Raw genomic sequence first — 17,576 nt, forward strand, 5'->3', positions numbered from 1 at the left:
AAACCTTAGGCAACGGACAAGCCCAACTCGGACAGCAACATCGACGCCTGGGCTTTGGAAATCACGGCGCCTTTGAACAGTTTGGCATCATTGAGGCGAAACCCGCTCAAATCTGCGCCACGCAAGTCGGCACCGGCGAAATTAGCGCCGTTGATACGGGCGTGGGCCAGGCTGCAGTCGATCAGCTCAGCCTTGCGAAAGTCAGCGTCCGACAAGTCGCTGTCGGAGAAGTCCAGGTTGTTCAGCACAGTCCGGGCAAACGACAACCCGGACAGGAAGGCACTGTTCAGTCGGGTTTCGCTGAAACTCAGCCCCAGGGATGCGCAATGTGTGAAGTTGGCGCCGGTCAGCTTGCAGTGCTCAAAACTCGCTTGGGGCAGTTTGCTGCGCTGCCAACGCGTGTTGTTCAGGTCGCAGCTGTGGAATTGCGCTTCCAGCAGGTTGGCCGCTTCGAAAATGGCGTGGCTGGCGCGGCAGCTTTTCCACTGGGTGCCCTCCAGGCGCGAGCCGAGGAAGGACGTCTGGACCAGGATGCAGCGTTCGAAGACCCAGTGCTCAAGCACCATCCGCGACAGATCGGCACCACTCAGGTCGACGCCAATCAGGCGCAAGGGGCCGCTGTGCCGGTCGATCAAGTCTTCCAGCTCGTCGCGTCGCAAGGTGCCGCCGTCGATATCGGTATGCTGCATGGGGCCTCCGAGCCAGGAACAAATGTAAACGAGGCGCGAGTCTAACCTGCCCGCGCCAACAAAAAACCCGGCAAAGCGCCGGGTTGTTTGTTTACGGGAAAGCTCCTACTCCAGAACCGTCGCCGTTGTGCTCAGTGCTGCTTTGGCCTTGCGCTTGTTCTTGATGCCATAACATACCGCCATGAACGCCACCCATACCGGGATCGCGTACACCGACACCTGAATGCCAGGAATCATCAGCATGATCACCAGGATAAACGCCACGAACGCCAGGCAGACATAGTTGCCGTACGGGTACCACAGCGCCTTGAACAACGGCACCTGGCCGGTGCGGTTCATGTGCTGGCGGAACTTGAAGTGGGAAAAGCTGATCATCGCCCAGTTGATCACCAGCGTGGCCACTACCAGCGACATCAGCAGTTCCAGCGCGTGTTGCGGGATCAGGTAGTTCATCAGCACAGCCACCAAGGTGATTGCCGCCGAGGCGAGGATAGAGCGTACCGGCACGCCACGCTTGTCGATCTTGGCCAGCGCTTTAGGCGCATCGCCCTGCTCGGCCATGCCCAGCAACATGCGGCTGTTACAGTAGGTGCCGCTGTTGTACACCGACAGCGCCGCGGTCAATACCACGAAGTTGAGGATGTGCGCCGCGGTATTGCTGCCCAGCATGGAGAACACTTGCACGAACGGGCTGCCGCTGTAGGCATCGCCGGAAGCGTTGAGGGTTTCCAGCAGGCTATCCCAGGGCGTCAGCGACAGCAGCACCACCAGGGCGCCGATGTAGAAGATCAGGATGCGGTAGATCACCTGGTTGATCGCTTTCGGAATCACGGTGCGCGGTTGGTCAGCCTCTGCGGCAGTAAAACCGAGCATCTCCAGGCCGCCGAAGGAAAACATGATGATCGCCATGGCCATCACCAATCCGCCCACGCCGTGGGGGAAGAAGCCGCCGTGCTCCCACAGGTTGCTCACCGACGCTTGCGGGCCGCCGCTGCCGCTGACCAGCAGGTAGCTGCCCAGCGCGATCATGCCGACGATGGCCACGACTTTGATAATGGCGAACCAGAACTCGGCCTCACCGAACACTTTGACGTTGGCCAGGTTGATCAGGTTGATCAGCACGAAGAATGCGGCTGCCGAGACCCAGGTCGGGATCTCCGGCCACCAGTAGTGCACGTACTTACCAACGGCCGTCAGCTCCGACATGCCCACCAGGATGTACAAGATCCAGCAGTTCCAGCCCGACAGGAAGCCAGCGAAACCGCCCCAGTACTTGTGGGCAAAGTGGCTGAAGGAGCCGGCCACCGGCTCCTCGACGATCATTTCGCCGAGTTGGCGCATGATCATGAAGGCGATAAAGCCACAGATGGCATAACCCAGGATCATCGACGGGCCAGCGGACTTGAGCACCCCGGCCGAGCCCAGGAACAGGCCGGTACCGATGGCGCCACCGAGGGCGATCAACTGGATATGACGATTTTTCAGGCCGCGTTTCAGCTCGCCTGAAGAGGAATGGGGTCCACTCATGAAAAGGGTCTCACGCAAGGTTTGATGATGTTGAATGCACGTGGCTGCCGTGAGTCTCGACTCAAGCAGCGCCGCTCAAACCCCAGCGCAGGCACCAGGAATACAGCGTTTTTCTAACGGTCATGCGTCACCTGTTTGTTTTTATCTGTGACGAAATCGAACCCGCCAGGCTCGTGGCCAGGCGGAGTGATCAGGGAAGGTAAACCCTGAGGTCTTGGCCTTTTGCGTGGATACGCAAGGAGGGTCACAGTAAAACGCGGCGCATTGTACACGCTAGAAAGCTTCAGGCCGAGTCCTGTCGTCGCGGGTGAAAACTGTCAGGTAATCCTTACAGCATCACGCCCCTCAATAAACACACGACCAACTCGTAAAATATTCGTTACACGGCGGAACACAGACGTTACAGACACTGGAGATCACCTGTGGGAGCGGGCTTGCTCGCGAAAGCGGTGGGTCAGTCACAGATATTTCGACTGACACACCGTATTCGCGAGCAAGCCCGCTCCCACAGTTTTTGACCGTATTCCAATGCAAAAAAAAACGCCAACCCGAGGGTTGGCGTTTTTTATGCCGCGATCAAATTATCACTGCGGCTTCTTGCGACCAAAACCAGGACGCTGACCGGAACCGGCCGGCGCGCCGCGGCGCTTGCCCGACGGCTCGTCTGCGACCAGTTTCGGGCCAGGGCGCTTGTTTGCCGCGGGCTTGGCTGGACGCTTGGTGCTGGCGTTATCGGCTGGGCGATCCGCCTCACCACGATTGCTGCGACCACCCGCCGGAGCCGGACGTGGCGCACGTGGAGCACGCTCGCCTTCCTGACGCGATGGCGCAGTTGGACGACGCTCACCTTCGATCTGCGGCTCACGGGAGATGCGACCGCCGGTTGCCGGTGCATTCAGCGCCGGGCGCAGAGTGCGGGCAACACGCTCGGTACGCGCCACAGGGCGCGACGATTTGCGCTGCATACGCTCAAGCTTGTCTTTGCTCTTGGCGTTCATCTGCGGCATGGCGACCGGCGTCAGGCCGACTTCGGCGCTGAGGATGTCGACTTCGTACTGGCTCATTTCGCGCCAGCGGCCCATCGGCAGGTCGGAGTTCAGGAACACCGGGCCGAAACGCACGCGCTTCAGGCGGCTGACCACCAGGCCCTGGGACTCCCACAGGCGACGTACTTCACGGTTACGGCCTTCCATCACCACGCAGTGGTACCAGTGGTTGAAACCTTCGCCACCGGGTGCTTGCTTGATGTCGGTGAACTTGGCCGGGCCGTCTTCCAGCACTACGCCCGCCTTGAGGCGCTCGATCATCTCGTCATCGACTTCGCCTCGAACACGCACGGCGTATTCGCGGTCCATCTCGTAGGACGGGTGCATCAAGCGGTTGGCCAGTTCACCGTCGGTGGTGAACATCAGCAAGCCGGTGGTGTTGATGTCCAGGCGGCCGATGTTGATCCAGCGGCCTTCTTTAGGCTTGGGCATCTTGTCGAACACGGTCGGACGGCCTTCTGGGTCGTCACGGGTGCAGATCTCGCCGTCAGGCTTGTTGTACATGATCACGCGGCGCACCGATTCGGCGGCCTCTTCACGCTTGATGACCTTGCCATCAATGGTGATTGCATCGTGCAGGTCGACGCGCTGGCCGAGGGTAGCCTCGACGCCGTTGACCTTGATGCGCTTCTGGGTGATCCAGGCTTCGACGTCGCGGCGCGAGCCCACGCCGATACGCGCCAGCACCTTTTGCAGCTTTTCGCCTGCTGGGCCGATTTCCTGGCTGTCGTTCTGGTCTTTGTCGTTCATCTTAAGCACCTCCCGGTGGGTCGATTCAGGCGTGGCCTGAAGAGTGTTGAAAGCGGGGCTTTGGCCGAATAGGTCGGCAAAGGGTCGCGAATCATACGCGCATGGCGCGCGTTGCGCATCAGAGAGTAGTCGATAAAGGTCAAGTCACCTGCTTTGCGCCGACCGATGGCCCACAGCGGTCAACATGTGGGAGCGGGCTTGCTCGCGAATGCGGTGTGTCAGTCACCACATAAGCCAACTGATAGGCCGCTTTCGCGAGCAAACCCGCTCCCACAGGGGTTCGTCAGTGTTTGCCGAACCGCGTCAGTCTTCGAACTGGCGGCGTTCGGCTTCGATGGCTTCGGCCAGGGCGCGGGCTTCGTCTTCTTCGTCGCTCAGGGGCGGCTGTTCCAACGCTGCGACAGCGGCCAGCAGTTTTTCGCGGGCTTCGGCCACGCCGAGGATGTCTTCCTCAGGTTCGGGCTCAGGTTCAGCCTCTGGCTCTGACTCAACGTTTTCCTCGGTTTGCAACCCAGCCGCACCGTCACGCAGCAAGTCATCAAAATCAGTCTTGATCCCTTGCTCCATGTCATCCAGTTCCAGCAGCAATGTGTGGAAGCTGGTCTCGTCCTTCGGCTCTTCCGGCTCGGCACTGGCATCGGCCAGTTCCTGCAAACCTGCCGGCACCGGCGCGTCGTCGAAGTCGAGCACCGGCTCGGCTTCCATCTCGCGCAGTTCGGCCAGCGGCGGCAGGTCGTCGAGGTTTTTCAGGTTGAAGTGATCGAGGAATACCTTGGTAGTGGCAAACATCGCCGGTTTGCCGGGCACGTCGCGGTAGCCGACGATGCGGATCCACTCGCGCTCAAGCAACGTCTTGACGATATGGCTGTTGACCGCCACCCCCCGCACATCCTCGATCTCGCCCCGCGTGATCGGCTGGCGATAGGCGATCAGCGCCATGGTCTCCAGCATTGCCCGCGAATAACGCTGCGGGCGTTCTTCCCACAACCGGCCGACCCACGGCGAAAACTTTTCCCGAATCTGCAGGCGATAACCCGACGCCACTTCGCGCAGTTCAAAGGCGCGACCGTCGCAAGACTTGCGCAGGATCTCCAGCGCCTTCTTGAACACTGGCGGTTCCGGGCGCTCGGCTTCTTCAAAGAGTTCGAACAGGCGCTCCAGGGATTGGGGTTTACCCGAGGCCAGAAGAAAGGCCTCCAGCAGCGGGGCCAGTTCGCGGGGTTCAGTCAAATTCATCGATTCAGCTCTTTATTCGGCTCGCGCCCGCACGTGGATAGCCGCAAAAGGCTCATTCTGGACCAGCTCGACCAAGGACTCCTTGACCAGTTCGAGGACCGCCATAAAGGTCACCACCACCCCCAGACGCCCTTCTTCTTTGGTGAACAGCTCGACAAACGGCACGAAACCACCGCCCTTGAGGCGTTCCAGCACATCGCTCATACGCTCGCGGGTCGACAGCGCCTCGCGGCTGACCTGATGGCTTTCAAACATGTCGCCACGGCGCAGCACTTCGGCCATGGACATCAGCAGTTCTTCCAGACTCACATCCGGCAACAACTTACGAGCGCGGGCCTCGGGTGCGTCGAGCTTGGGCACCACCACATCACGACCGACGCGGCTCAGGCCGTCGATGCCTTCGGCCGCAGCCTTGAAGCGCTCATATTCTTGCAGGCGGCGGATCAGTTCGGCGCGCGGGTCGTCTTCTTCCGCCTCTACTGTTTCCGAGCGCGGCAGCAGCATGCGCGACTTGATTTCGGCGAGCATGGCAGCCATCACCAGATACTCGGCGGCCAGTTCCAGGCGCACCGACTGCATCAACTCGACATAGCCCATGTACTGACGGGTGATTTCCGCTACGGGAATATCGAGGATGTTGATGTTCTGCTTGCGGATCAGGTACAGCAGCAAGTCCAGCGGACCTTCGAAGGCTTCCAGGAAGACTTCCAGCGCGTCCGGCGGAATGTACAGGTCCAGCGGCATTTCCAGCACGGCCTGGCCGTAGACCATGGCAAACGGCAGTTCCTGCTGGGCGCCCGCCTGGCTGTCGACGGTTTCCACGGCCGACATTCAGGCCTCGACCATGAACGGAGCCGGGTCGCCGCAACCCACACGGATCACCTCTGGCTCGCCGTCGGCCAGGTTGATCACGGTAGAAGCCTTGCCGCCGCCGAAGCCGCCGTCGATGATCAGGTCCACCTGTTTTTCCAGGAGCTGGCGCATTTCGTACGGGTCTTCCAGGGGCTCGGTGTCGCCGGGCATGATCAACGACACGCTCATCAGCGGCTCACCCAGCTCTTCGAGCAGCGCCAGGGCGATGGGATGCTCCGGCACCCGCAGGCCGATGGTGCGTTTTTTCGGGTGCAACAACAGGCGCGGCACTTCGCGGGTGGCGTTGAGAATAAAGGTGTAGGGCCCTGGCGTATGGGCCTTGAGCAGGCGGAACGTGCCGGTGTCGACCTTGGCGAACAGCCCGAGCTGGGACAGGTCGCTGCAGATCAGTGCGAAGTTGTGCTTGTCGTCCAACTGACGCAGGCGTCGTACACGCTCCACCGCGCTCTTGTCGCCGATCTGGCAACCAATGGCGTAGGACGAATCGGTTGGGTAGATCACCACGCCGCCGGCACGGATGATCTCCACGGCCTGTTTGATCAGGCGCGCCTGAGGGTTTTCCGGATGAATCTGGAAGAATTGACTCACGTGTTCTACCTGTTCAGACGGTGGCAGTAATGGGGTCATGCTTGAATCGCCCCGACAAAAGCGGCAGGTCTTCAGGTACCTGGCGATACTCGCCGATTTCGGACCACCCACCTGGGCCATGAAAATCACTGCCGGCGCTGACCAGCAGACCAAATTCGCGGGCAAGAATCGCCAGGCTGCCGACCTGTTCGGCGGGCTGGTGCCCGTTGACCACCTCGATAGCGTGGCCACCCGCTCCAATATAGTCGCTGATCAGCTTGCGACGCTTGCTGCGGGTGAAATCGTAATGCCAGGGATGCGCCAGGCTGACCCAGGCCCCGGAGGCCCTCAAGGTCTCGACGGTGTCTTCAAGCGTCGGCCAGTGTTGCTTTACATCGCCCAACTTGCCGGCGCCCAGCCATTTGCGAAAGGCTTCGGCGCGGTCTTTAACAAAACCTTCACGCACCATCCAATCGGCAAAGTGCGGCCGGGCCGGCGCGTTGCCGCTGTCGCCCAGCTCCTGCTGGATGGCACGGGCGCCGTCGAGGGCATTGGGCATGCCTTTAAGGCTGAGTTTTCGACTTATTTCTTCGGACCGCAACCAGCGGCCATCGTGCAGATCGGCAATGGCCTGCACCAAGGGTGGGGCCGTTTGATCGAAACCGTAGCCGAGCACATGAATAGTGGCGCCGCCCCAGGTGCAGGACAATTCCACGCCGTTGACCAGCTGCATACCCAGACTGCGGGCCGCAACCCGGGCTTCGTCGAGGCCTTCGAGGGTGTCGTGGTCGGTCAACGCCAGGACTCGCACGCCTCGTTCAAACGCTCGCGCAACCAGTACCGCGGGCGCCAGGGCGCCGTCGGAGGCCGTGCTGTGGCAGTGCAAATCAACATTCACGGGAGTGTGTAACCTCAAGTCAGCTGGCGCTTTCGCTACCAAGGATGTTTGTTATTATGCCGCCACATCCAGCTTCTGGCTCTTACTGTGAAACAATTCATCGACTTCATCCCGCTGTTGCTGTTTTTCATCGTTTACAAACTCGACCCCAGGGTCATCGACCTGGCCGGCCATGAGCTGACCTTCGGGGGCATCTACAGCGCCACTGCCGTACTGATCATCAGCTCCGTGGTGGTCTACGGCGCCATCTTCATCTCCCAGCGCAAACTGGAAAAAAGCCAATGGCTGACCCTGGTCGCGTGCCTGGTCTTCGGCAGCCTGACCCTGGCCTTCCACAGCGAAACCTTCCTTAAATGGAAAGCCCCGGTGGTGAACTGGTTGTTCGCCCTGGCGTTCATCGGCAGCCACTTCATCGGCGATCGCCTGCTGATCAAGCGGATCATGGGCCACGCGTTGACCCTGCCCGAGCCGGTATGGACGCGCCTGAACGTGGCCTGGATCGTGTTTTTCATCTTCTGCGGCGCTGCCAACCTGTTCGTGGCATTCACCTTCCAGAGCTACTGGGTCGACTTCAAGGTCTTCGGTAGCCTGGGCATGACCGTATTGTTCCTGGTCGGCCAGGGTATCTACCTGTCGCGCCACCTGCATGACACCGACCCTACTACGCCAAAAACCGAGGACTGACATGCTCTACGCAATCATTGCCACTGACGTTGCCAACTCGCTGGAAAAACGCCTGAGTGTACGGCCGGCCCACGTCGAGCGTCTCAAGCAGCTGCAAGCTGAAGGCCGCATCGTACTGGCCGGCCCGCACCCTGCCGTAGACAGCAACGACCCAGGCGACGCCGGTTTCACCGGTAGCCTGATCGTCGCCGAGTTCGCTTCCCTCGCCGATGCCCAAGCCTGGGCCAAGGCCGATCCGTATGTGGCGGCCGGCGTCTACGCGGATGTCGTGATCAAGCCGTTCAAGCAAGTCCTGCCTTGAATGCAGCCGCGCTGAACCTAATCGGTTCGGCGCGCTCCTAATTGCTCATTATTCTCGGTAACCTGCCGACAACGTTCTGAATATTCGTGTGGAATCAGGAGTTCCGATGCGCTTACGTCAGTTGTGTCTGTTGGCAGTGTTAACGATCGGGGCTACGGCCCACGCTGAAGAAACCCCGAACACCGGCAATTCGACGCCCCTGTCGTTGAGTGCCGGCAGCCAGATCTCCGAATTGCAGCAACGCTTGAAAGAGAGCGAACGCCTTCGTGAAGAATTGGGCAAGCAACTACAAAGCGCGGATGCTACGCGCGAAAGCGCACAATTGAGTCGCCTTCGCCAAGAGAACCAACGCCTGGCCCAGCAACTCAAAGATACACAGGGTGGCGCCTTGACCCAGTGGCTGACCGAGCAACAGCAATGGTTTGTCACCGGTGGGGCCGTCGCGCTGATCGCCTTGCTGTGCGGAATCTTCGCCAGCGGTGGGCACCGTCGCCGTCGACAATGGCTAAATTGAGTGAGTCATGAGCGAGCTGTTACTGATAGATGATGACCAGGAGCTCTGTGAGCTGCTGAGCAGTTGGTTGGGCCAGGAAGGTTTCCAGGTTCGCGCCTGCCATGATGGCTTGAGCGCACGTAAAGCGCTGGCTGACAGTGCGCCTGCCGCCGTGGTGCTCGATGTGATGCTGCCCGATGGCAGCGGCCTGGAGTTGCTCAAGCAATTGCGCACCGATCACCCCGACTTGCCGGTGTTGATGCTCTCGGCCCGTGGCGAGCCGCTGGACCGCATCCTCGGCCTGGAACTCGGCGCCGACGATTATCTGGCCAAACCCTGCGACCCGCGGGAGTTGACCGCCCGCCTGCGCGCCGTCTTGCGCCGCAGCCATCCGGCTGCCGTGTCTACGCAGCTTGAGCTGGGTGATTTGTGTTTCAGCCCGGTGCGCGGCGTGGTCAGCATCGACGAGCAGGAATTCGCCCTCACCGTCTCCGAAAGTCGCCTGCTAGAGGCCCTGCTGCGCCAGCCTGGCGAGCCGCTGGATAAACAGGAACTGGCGCAGATCGCCTTGGGCCGCAAGCTCACCCTTTACGATCGCAGCCTGGACATGCACGTCAGCAACCTGCGCAAGAAGATCGGCCCGCACCCGGATGGCCGACCACGGATCGTCGCCCTGCGCAGCCGTGGCTACTACTACAGCCTCTGAACACGCTACAAAATCCCTGTGGGAGCGGGCTTGCTCGCGAATGCGATAGATCAGCCACTATTTGCAGCGACTGACACACCGCATTCGCGAGCAAGCCCGCTCCCACATTTGAATAGCTAAACACTGAAAGTTTTGTCAGCCTCGATCAAAACCCTCTTTACCCAAGCTTTACGCTCACCTGACCGCCGCTGACCTTGATCTCCGTAATCTACTCACATCCGGACTCACCGGAATAGAGACAGGAGAATCACCATGCGCAAGACCCTTATCGCTTTGATGTTCGCCGCTGCCCTGCCTACCGTTGCCATGGCTGCAATGCCCGATGGCCAAGGCCCGATGGGTGGCCCTGAAGGTCACATGATGGGTGGCCCGGGACACGGCGGTGAACACGGCCCGCGCGGTAAAGGCGGCCCATTCAGCCAACTGGACCTGAGCCGCGAACAGCGCCAGCAAATCGGCAAGCTGATGGGTGACCAATGGCACGCTCGCAAAGACCTGGTCAAAAAGTACCTGGACAAACTGCCAGCCGCTGACCAGAAAGCCATGCAAGACGAGATCGCTGCCGGCAAGCAGAAAACCCAGGCTGACATCCGCGCCGTGCTGAAACCCGATCAACAGAAGAAATTCGACGAGATCGTCAAGAAACAAGCCGAGCGCCGCGCTGAGTGGAAGGAATTCCAGGCATGGAAAGCCCAGCAACCGCAAAAAGCGCAATAATGATCTAGTTTTACTTCCCCAGCCCAGTGGCCAACGCCGCTGGGCTTTTCCTGTTTGAGGGTTTCCTGTGCGTTCATTGTTCTGGCGGATCCTGGCCAGTTTCTGGCTGGCTATTGCCTTGGTTGCCGGATTGTCGATCCTGCTTGGGCATATGCTGAATCAAGATGCCTGGATTCTCAGCCGTCACCCCGGCCTCAATAACCTTGCCGAAGAGTGGACCCAACTCTACGAAACCCAAGGCGAGGACGCCGCCCAGGACTTGCTGCAACAGCGCAAGCGCCAATACCACATCGACGTGCAAGTACTGAACGAAAGCGGCGATCCGGTGGTGCGCGGCACCTTCCCGCGCCGCGCGGCGGCCTTTGAAGCCCGTCAAAATGACAGTAAGGACAGCCACTTGCCCTGGCGCCGCCTGACCGCCGAGTACACCAGCGAAAAAACTGGCGACACCTACCTGCTGATCTACCGCATCCCCCACCCGGAACTGGACGCCTGGCACCGCAACAGCCTGCTCTGGCCGCTGAGTGCGCTAGCGATTGCCCTGGTGGTGCTGACCCTGTTCAGTTTGCTGGTGACGCTGTCCATCACCCGTCCACTCAGCCGTTTGCGTGGCGCAGTGCATGACCTTGGGCAAGCGACCTACCAACAAAACAGCCTGGCGCAATTGGCTAACCGCCGCGATGAGTTCGGTGTGCTCGCCACCGACTTCAACCGCATGGGCGCACGCCTGCAAAGCCTGATCAGCAGCCAGCGCCAGTTGCTGCGCGATGTTTCCCACGAACTGCGTTCGCCCCTGGCTCGTCTGCGCATCGCCTTGGCATTGGCCGAACGCGCCAGCCCCGAAGAACGGGAAAAACTCTGGCCGCGCCTGACACGCGAATGTGATCGCCTGGAAGCACTGATCAGCGAAATCCTGGTGTTGGCGCGCGTCGACGCCGACAACGCCAGCGCCGAGGAGGTAGACCTCAACCCACTGCTCAAGACCTTGCAAAAAGACGCCTTGCTCGGCGCACCGGAACAAAAGGTGCAACTGACCACCGAAACCGGCCTGCACCTCAAGGGCTGGCCGACCATGATCGAACGGGCGGTGGATAACCTGCTGCGTAACGCCCAACGCTTCAACCCGCCGAGCCAGGCAATCGAGCTCCAGGCGCAGCGCCAAGGTGAACGTATCCTGATCAGCGTGCGTGACCACGGCCCCGGTGTTGAAGCCGAACACCTGAACCAACTGGGCGAGCCGTTCTATCGCGCCCCCGGCCAGACCGCGCAGGGCCACGGCCTGGGCCTGGCGATTGCGCGGCGCGCCGCTGAGCGCCATGGCGGCAGCCTGATCCTGGCCAACCATCCCGAGGGCGGTTTTATCGCCAGTATCGACCTGCCGTTGGAGCCAGGGGTTGTCACACCGGCCTGATGATCTTTTATAGTGGCCCTTCTCTAACGGAGGGCCTTTGATGACTGACCTGCTGACACCCATCCAAGCCGCACTCGATTTACCGCACACACCTCTCGCCACAACCGAAGCCGGTGCCTTGCCCTCGACCTTCGCCGTTACCGAACTGGCCAGCGCCACTCTCGGCGCTGCAGGCCAGGCCGTGGCCCAGTTGATTCAGCAGCAGACTGGGCGTTTGCCGAACGTTAGTGTCGACCGACGTCTCGCGTCTTTCTGGTTCTCATCCTCGATTCGTCCGGTAGGTTGGCAAACCCCACCCCTGTGGGACCCGGTGGCCGGCGACTACGCCTGCGCCGATGGCTGGATTCGCCTGCACACCAACGCACCCCATCACCGTGCCGCTGCCGAGCGAGTCCTGGGCAAGGTTGCCGACCGTGCCGAAATGGCCAGCAAGGTTGCCCCATGGAATGCCGCCGAACTGGAGCAAGCGATTGTCGATGAGGGCGGTTGCGCGGCGCAGATGCGTTCGTGGCAGGCCTGGCAAGCTCATCCGCAAGGCTTGGCGGTCAATGCCGAAGCGCTGGTGCAGCGCCAAACCTATGCGACCACTACCGACAAATCCTGGCTCGGTTCTGCGGCACGCCCGCTGGCGGGGATCAAGGTGCTGGACTTGACTCGCGTGTTGGCCGGCCCCGTGGCCAGCCGCTTCCTCGCGGGCTTGGGCGCCGATGTACTGCGCATCGACTCTCCCACCTGGAACGAACCCGGCGTGGTGCCGGAGATGACCCTGGGTAAACGCTGCGCCCGCCTCGACCTGAAAAGCCCCGAAGGCCGCCAGGTTTTCGAAAAGCTGTTGAAAGACGCCGACATCCTGTTCCACGGCTACCGCGCCGACGCCCTCGAACAACTGGGCTACACCGCCAACGAACTGCAGCGGATTGCCCCCGGCCTGATCGACGTGAGCCTCAATGCCTATGGCTGGAGCGGCCCATGGCGCAATCGCCGGGGTTTCGACAGCCTGGTGCAGATGAGCAGCGGGATTGCCGACGCGGGCATGGCCTGGAAACAGGCGGATAAACCGGTGCCGCTGCCGTTGCAGGCACTGGATCACGCCACCGGGTATCTGATGGCGGCCAGTGCGATCCAGGCGTTGAGTGAACGCTTGAAGAGCGGCCGAGGCGGATCGGCACGTTTGTCGTTGGCGCGTACAGCGACGTTGTTGGTGGAAGCTGGGCAAGTGCCCGAGCAACCAGTATTGCGGGCAGAAGCAGCAGGCGATCAGGGGTTGGTGGTGGAGCAAACCAGTTGGGGGCCGGCTCATCGGTTGTTGGCGCCATTGACCATCAGCGGCACGCCGTTGCAGTGGGATTTGCCGGCGGGGGAATTGGGGTCGCATCGGGCTCAGTGGTGACCTGATGATCGCCTTCGCGAGCAAGCCCGCTCCCACATCGACTGAATTCACACATTATGAATTGTGAACACAGTCAGTGTGGGAGCGGGCTTGCTCGCGAAGAGGCCAATATAGCCACTATCAATCTCCCCGGCTAAGTGACGTCCACAAATGCTGCGCCGCATACGCGCGCAACGGCCGCCACGCCTCGGCGCGGGCGGACAGCTGCCGCGACGACACCGGCCCGCCCTCCAACGCCACCAACGCGTTGATCAAGCCGATATCCCCCGACGCAAACGCATCCGCCTCGCGCATCTGGCGCATGGCGATGTACTGCGCCGTCCAATCGCCAATCCCCGGCAATGCCACCAAGCGTGCCACGCCCTCTTTGAGGCTGGCTTTGGGTTCAAACAATTGAGGATCATCCAACAGCGCCTGGGCGACGCCGGACAAGGTGCGGCCCCGCGCTTTGGGCATGCCCAGGGTCGCCAGGTCCGCTGCTGCCAGCACCGCGGGTGTCGGGAATACGTGGGTGATGCCGGCATGTGGCGTTTGCAGCGGCTGGCCATACTGCGCCACTAATTTTCCCGCCAGGCGAATCGCCGCCGCCACCGTGATCTGCTGGCCCAGTACCGCGCGAATCGCCAGTTCCAGACCGTCCCAGGTGCCGGGCACGCGCAAGCCAGGACGCGCTGCGACCAAATGCGCCATCAACGGGTCCGTCGCCAGCTGTGGGTTGATCAATTGCGGCTGGGCGTCCAGATCAAACATCGTGCGCAACCGCCGCTCGATCTCGGGCAAGGCCGCTGGGTTCGCAAACTCAACGTCGACATCCAGCCAATCGCCCGCCCCCAGCGTCACACTGATCCAGCCATGCTGCTGCCCCACGCTGATGCTGCGCCGATACACGCCAGCCTCGACCGTCTCCAACCCACTGATCGCCCGAGCAGACAAAAAACCGATCATCGCCGCCCAGTCATAAGGCGGCGCAAATGCCAGTCTCACAACGACAACACCCCGCTGTACAACCCATACGCCGCCAGCCCTGCGCCGGCGACTACGCAGCTGAAAATGCCTTTTTCCATGTGGGTAAACAAGGGCTGGCCCTGCTCACGCTTGGCCAGGGCGAACAGGATCACGCCCGGCGCATACAACAACGCCGACAGCAGCAAGTATTTCAAGCCACCCGCGTATAGCAGCCACACGGCGTAACCCAGGGCGATCAGGCCAACCAGCAGGTCCTTCATGCGCCGGTGCGGGGCGCCTTCGTAGGTTTCGCCACGCCCACTCAACAGCACCGCATACGCCGCCGACCACAGGTACGGCACCAGAATCATCGACGATGCGAGGTAGATCAGCGTGGTGTAGGTGCTTTGCGAAAACAGCGTAATCACCAGGAACACCTGGATCATCACATTGGTCAGCCACAGGGCATTGACCGGCACCTGGTTGGCATTTTCCTTCTTCAAAAACGCGGGCATGGTCTTGTCGTGGGCGGTGGCGTAAAGAATCTCGGCGCATAGCAGCGCCCATGAGAGCAAGGCCCCCAGCAACGACACCGCAAGCCCAATGCTAATCAGCATCGCGCCCCATGGCCCGACGATATGTTCCAACACACCCGCCAGTGACGGGTTTTGCAATTGCGCAAGTTCCGGCTGGCTCATGACCCCCAGGGACAGCACATTCACCAACACCAACAACGCCAGCACGCCAAGAAACCCGATCACCGTAGCGCGGCCCACATCCGAACGTTTCTCGGCCCGCGCCGAATAGACACTGGCACCCTCGATGCCGATAAACACGAAGACGGTGACCAACATCATATGGCGCACCTGGTCCACCACGCTGCCCATGTTCGGATTGCCCAGGCCCCAGATATCACGCGTGAAGATATCGGCCTTGAACGCCACGGCGGCGATCACGATAAACATCAGCAGCGGCACGATCTTCGCCACGGTGGTGACCTGGTTGATGAACGCCGCCTCCTTGATCCCGCGCATCACCAGAAAATGCACGGCCCATAACAGAAGCGACGCGCAGACGATTGCCACAGGCGTATTGCCCTGGCCGAACACCGGGAAAAAGTAGCCGAGCGTACTAAATAGCAACACGAAGTAACCGACGTTGCCCATCCAGGCACTGATCCAGTAGCCCCAGGCCGATGAGAAACCCATGTAGTCGCCAAAGCCCGCCTTGGCATAGGCATACACACCGGAATCCAATTCGGGCTTGCGGTTGGCCAGGGTCTGGAACACAAACGCCAGCGTCAGCATGCCCACGGCAGTGATCCCCCAGCCAATCAGTACCGCACCTACTTCGGCACGTGCGGCCATGTTCTGCGGCAGGGAAAAAATTCCCCCGCCGATCATCGACCCCACTACCAGGGCGATCAAGGCGCTGAGTCGAAGCTTCTGGGCGGGTTGGGACATGGAGACTCCTGGATAAATAACAATTTGAGCCGACAACTGTGCACTCAACTAATTAACTCATCGAGTGTAGCGTTTATTAGAGAAGGCGATAAAACAGACACGCTCATAACCTAATGGCATGTCAGTTTATAAAGTTTAGGCTTATTTAGATTTTAAATACTGCCCTGCCCCCGCCCTTATAGCGCCTTGGTGAAACATTGTTCAAAAAGTTTGCACATCCGAAAAAACGGGCTAGCTTCAAACGTCCATAGCCCTGACTAAATGATTAACCACAAATTGAGAGAGCGCTCTGGCAAGCGCCTTTCAGAGGATATCCATCGCCCGCGAGTTTTCAACCTAAGTCATTAATTCACAATGGAATGTGCCAATGAAGTGATCTGAGTCAGCTGTTTGAATAGCGCACGGAATTATTCTGTGGTCTCTCTTCTCCTGCATTGGAGTCACGCAATGTCTGAAACTCCCGGAAAACTTAGGCTTGGTGCACTGGTTGCACTTGTCGTGGGCTCGATGATTGGTGGCGGGATCTTCTCACTGCCACAAAACATGGCGGCCAGCGCCGATGTTGGCGCGGTATTGATTGGTTGGGTCATTACCGCCATCGGCATGTTGACCCTCGCTTTCGTGTTCCAGACCCTCGCCAACCGCAAGCCCGACCTCGATGGCGGTGTCTACGCCTACGCCAAGGCCGGTTTCGGCGATTACATGGGCTTCTCATCGGCCTGGGGCTACTGGATCAGTGCCTGGCTGGGCAACGTCGGTTACTTCGTTTTGCTGTTCAGCACCCTCGGCTACTTCTTTCCGATCTTTGGCGAAGGCAACACGCCGGCAGCCGTGATTGGTGCGTCGGTGCTGTTGTGGGCCGTGCACTTTCTGGTGCTGCGCGGGATCAAGGAAGCGGCGTTCATCAACCTGGTGACTACTGTCGCCAAGGTCGTGCCGCTGGTTCTGTTCGTGTTGATCGCGCTGTTCGCGTTCAAGCTGGAGATCTTCACCGCTGACATCTGGGGCGTGAAAAACCCGGACCTGGGCAGTGTGATGAACCAGGTGCGCAACATGATGCTGGTCACCGTGTGGGTGTTCATCGGTATCGAGGGCGCCAGCATCTTCTCGTCCCGCGCGGAGAAACGCTCCGACGTGGGTAAAGCCACGGTCATCGGCTTTATCACCGTGCTGCTGTTCCTGATGCTGGTGAACGTGCTGTCCCTGGGGATCATGACCCAACCGGAACTGGCCAAGCTGCAAAACCCGTCGATGGCTGCCGTACTGGAACACGTAGTGGGCCACTGGGGTGCGGTGCTGATCAGCGTCGGCTTGATCATTTCCTTGCTGGGTGCGCTGCTGTCGTGGGTGCTGCTGTGTGCGGAGATCATGTTCGCCGCCGCCAAGGACCACACCATGCCAGAGTTCCTGCGCAAGGAGAACGCCAACCACGTGCCGGTCAACGCCCTGTGGCTGACCAACGCCATGGTGCAGCTGTTCCTGGTGATCACGCTGTTTTCCGCCAGCACTTACCTGTCGCTGATCTACCTCGCCACCTCGATGATCCTGGTGCCTTACCTGTGGTCGGCGGCCTACGCCCTGTTGCTGGCGGTGCGTGGTGAAACCTACGAAGCCGCGTTGGCCGAGCGTAAGAAAGACCTGTTCATCGGCGCCATCGCTCTGATCTATGCGATCTGGCTGCTTTACGCCGGTGGCACCAAGTACCTGCTGCTCTCCGCCCTGCTCTACGCCCCCGGCGCGATCCTGTTCGCCAAGGCCAAGCGTGAACTGGGCAAACCGATTTTCACCAACGTCGAGAAGCTGATTTTCGCCGCAGTGGTCATTGGCGCCCTGGTGGCGGCCTATGGGCTCTACGACGGTTTCCTGACCTTGTAACTTGT

17 protein-coding genes are annotated in these 17,576 nt (G+C 60.5%); 8 read left to right on the top strand and 9 right to left on the bottom strand.

Annotated features, from left to right (window positions below; translation table 11 throughout):
- Positions 1–5 precede the first annotated feature (5 nt).
- The 7 genes from HF257_RS20420 to HF257_RS20450 all read right to left on the bottom strand — a co-directional run bounded on the left by HF257_RS20420 (position 6) and on the right by HF257_RS20450 (position 7,586).
- Positions 6–689, bottom strand: coding sequence for a pentapeptide repeat-containing protein (locus HF257_RS20420; protein WP_185707999.1), 684 nt, complete (start codon positions 687–689; stop codon positions 6–8).
- A 105-nt stretch (positions 690–794) separates the two neighbouring features.
- Positions 795–2,216: an amino acid permease gene (locus HF257_RS20425; protein ID WP_185708001.1), complete on the bottom strand. Its 1,422-nt coding sequence runs from the start codon at positions 2,214–2,216 to the stop codon at positions 795–797.
- A gap of 584 nt (positions 2,217–2,800) precedes the next feature.
- Positions 2,801–4,012, bottom strand: a complete 1,212-nt coding sequence (gene rluB / locus HF257_RS20430; RefSeq protein ID WP_010208149.1) for a 23S rRNA pseudouridine(2605) synthase RluB — start codon at positions 4,010–4,012, stop codon at positions 2,801–2,803.
- 303 nt (positions 4,013–4,315) lie between these two features.
- Positions 4,316–5,248, bottom strand: coding sequence for an SMC-Scp complex subunit ScpB (scpB, locus tag HF257_RS20435; protein WP_185708003.1), 933 nt, complete (start codon positions 5,246–5,248; stop codon positions 4,316–4,318).
- A gap of 12 nt (positions 5,249–5,260) precedes the next feature.
- The gene (locus HF257_RS20440; RefSeq protein ID WP_177325347.1) at positions 5,261–5,959 is read right to left on the bottom strand and encodes a segregation and condensation protein A; all 699 of its coding nucleotides are present in this window, start codon (positions 5,957–5,959) and stop codon (positions 5,261–5,263) included.
- 120 nt (positions 5,960–6,079) lie between these two features.
- Positions 6,080–6,709 carry an L-threonylcarbamoyladenylate synthase gene (locus HF257_RS20445; RefSeq protein WP_185708208.1) on the bottom strand — a complete coding sequence of 210 codons (630 nt, stop codon included), beginning with the start codon at positions 6,707–6,709 and terminating at the stop codon, positions 6,080–6,082.
- A gap of 13 nt (positions 6,710–6,722) precedes the next feature.
- On the bottom strand, positions 6,723–7,586 hold the full coding sequence (locus HF257_RS20450; protein ID WP_185708005.1) for a PHP domain-containing protein: 864 nt from the start codon (positions 7,584–7,586) through the stop codon (positions 6,723–6,725).
- An 87-nt stretch (positions 7,587–7,673) separates the two neighbouring features.
- Between HF257_RS20450 and HF257_RS20455 the strand changes: the two genes are divergently transcribed.
- From HF257_RS20455 to HF257_RS20485, 7 genes are all read left to right on the top strand, one after another.
- A complete protein-coding gene (locus HF257_RS20455; RefSeq protein WP_185708007.1) occupies positions 7,674–8,270 on the top strand; it encodes a septation protein A in 597 nt (198 codons plus the stop codon).
- A 1-nt stretch (position 8,271) separates the two neighbouring features.
- Positions 8,272–8,571 (top strand): YciI family protein, encoded by a 300-nt coding sequence (locus tag HF257_RS20460; protein ID WP_015885584.1) that lies wholly within the window; start codon positions 8,272–8,274, stop codon positions 8,569–8,571.
- Between the two features lie 106 nt (positions 8,572–8,677).
- Positions 8,678–9,085, top strand: coding sequence for a translation initiation factor 2 (locus tag HF257_RS20465; RefSeq protein WP_185708009.1), 408 nt, complete (start codon positions 8,678–8,680; stop codon positions 9,083–9,085).
- A 7-nt stretch (positions 9,086–9,092) separates the two neighbouring features.
- The gene (locus HF257_RS20470; RefSeq protein WP_185708011.1) at positions 9,093–9,770 is read left to right on the top strand and encodes a response regulator transcription factor; all 678 of its coding nucleotides are present in this window, start codon (positions 9,093–9,095) and stop codon (positions 9,768–9,770) included.
- 252 nt (positions 9,771–10,022) lie between these two features.
- Entirely contained in the window at positions 10,023–10,487 is a 465-nt protein-coding gene (locus tag HF257_RS20475) for an LTXXQ domain protein (RefSeq protein ID WP_185708013.1), read from the top strand.
- A 67-nt stretch (positions 10,488–10,554) separates the two neighbouring features.
- Positions 10,555–11,898 carry a sensor histidine kinase gene (locus HF257_RS20480; RefSeq protein WP_185708015.1) on the top strand — a complete coding sequence of 448 codons (1,344 nt, stop codon included), beginning with the start codon at positions 10,555–10,557 and terminating at the stop codon, positions 11,896–11,898.
- A gap of 40 nt (positions 11,899–11,938) precedes the next feature.
- Positions 11,939–13,288, top strand: a complete 1,350-nt coding sequence (locus tag HF257_RS20485) for a CoA transferase (protein WP_185708017.1) — start codon at positions 11,939–11,941, stop codon at positions 13,286–13,288.
- Positions 13,289–13,408: 120 nt separating this feature from the next.
- Here HF257_RS20485 and HF257_RS20490 read toward each other — a convergent pair whose 3' ends face one another.
- Together HF257_RS20490 and arcD (HF257_RS20495) are read right to left on the bottom strand one after the other, a co-directional pair.
- A complete protein-coding gene (locus HF257_RS20490; protein ID WP_185708019.1) occupies positions 13,409–14,272 on the bottom strand; it encodes a DNA-3-methyladenine glycosylase family protein in 864 nt (287 codons plus the stop codon).
- Positions 14,269–15,696 carry an arginine-ornithine antiporter gene (gene arcD / locus HF257_RS20495; protein WP_185708021.1) on the bottom strand — a complete coding sequence of 476 codons (1,428 nt, stop codon included), beginning with the start codon at positions 15,694–15,696 and terminating at the stop codon, positions 14,269–14,271. The genes HF257_RS20490 and arcD (HF257_RS20495) overlap by 4 nt, the downstream gene beginning before the upstream one ends.
- 447 nt (positions 15,697–16,143) lie before the next feature.
- Between arcD (HF257_RS20495) and arcD (HF257_RS20500) the strand changes: the two genes are divergently transcribed.
- Positions 16,144–17,571: an arginine-ornithine antiporter gene (gene arcD / locus HF257_RS20500; RefSeq protein WP_185708023.1), complete on the top strand. Its 1,428-nt coding sequence runs from the start codon at positions 16,144–16,146 to the stop codon at positions 17,569–17,571.
- Positions 17,572–17,576: the final 5 nt, after the last annotated feature.

Source organism: Pseudomonas cremoris, assembly GCF_014230465.1.

Bases quoted from the DNA above. Each gene is read 5' to 3' on its own strand.
- HF257_RS20420 (WP_185707999.1), bottom strand. From the start codon at position 689: ATGCAGCATACCGATATCGACGGCGGCACCTTGCGACGCGACGAGCTG.
- HF257_RS20425 (WP_185708001.1), bottom strand. From the start codon at position 2,216: ATGAGTGGACCCCATTCCTCTTCAGGCGAGCTGAAACGCGGCCTGAAA.
- rluB (WP_010208149.1), bottom strand. From the start codon at position 4,012: ATGAACGACAAAGACCAGAACGACAGCCAGGAAATCGGCCCAGCAGGC.
- scpB (WP_185708003.1), bottom strand. From the start codon at position 5,248: ATGAATTTGACTGAACCCCGCGAACTGGCCCCGCTGCTGGAGGCCTTT.
- HF257_RS20460 (WP_015885584.1), top strand. From the start codon at position 8,272: ATGCTCTACGCAATCATTGCCACTGACGTTGCCAACTCGCTGGAAAAA.
- HF257_RS20465 (WP_185708009.1), top strand. From the start codon at position 8,678: ATGCGCTTACGTCAGTTGTGTCTGTTGGCAGTGTTAACGATCGGGGCT.
- HF257_RS20470 (WP_185708011.1), top strand. From the start codon at position 9,093: ATGAGCGAGCTGTTACTGATAGATGATGACCAGGAGCTCTGTGAGCTG.
- HF257_RS20475 (WP_185708013.1), top strand. From the start codon at position 10,023: ATGCGCAAGACCCTTATCGCTTTGATGTTCGCCGCTGCCCTGCCTACC.
- HF257_RS20485 (WP_185708017.1), top strand. From the start codon at position 11,939: ATGACTGACCTGCTGACACCCATCCAAGCCGCACTCGATTTACCGCAC.
- arcD (WP_185708021.1), bottom strand. From the start codon at position 15,696: ATGTCCCAACCCGCCCAGAAGCTTCGACTCAGCGCCTTGATCGCCCTG.
- arcD (WP_185708023.1), top strand. From the start codon at position 16,144: ATGTCTGAAACTCCCGGAAAACTTAGGCTTGGTGCACTGGTTGCACTT.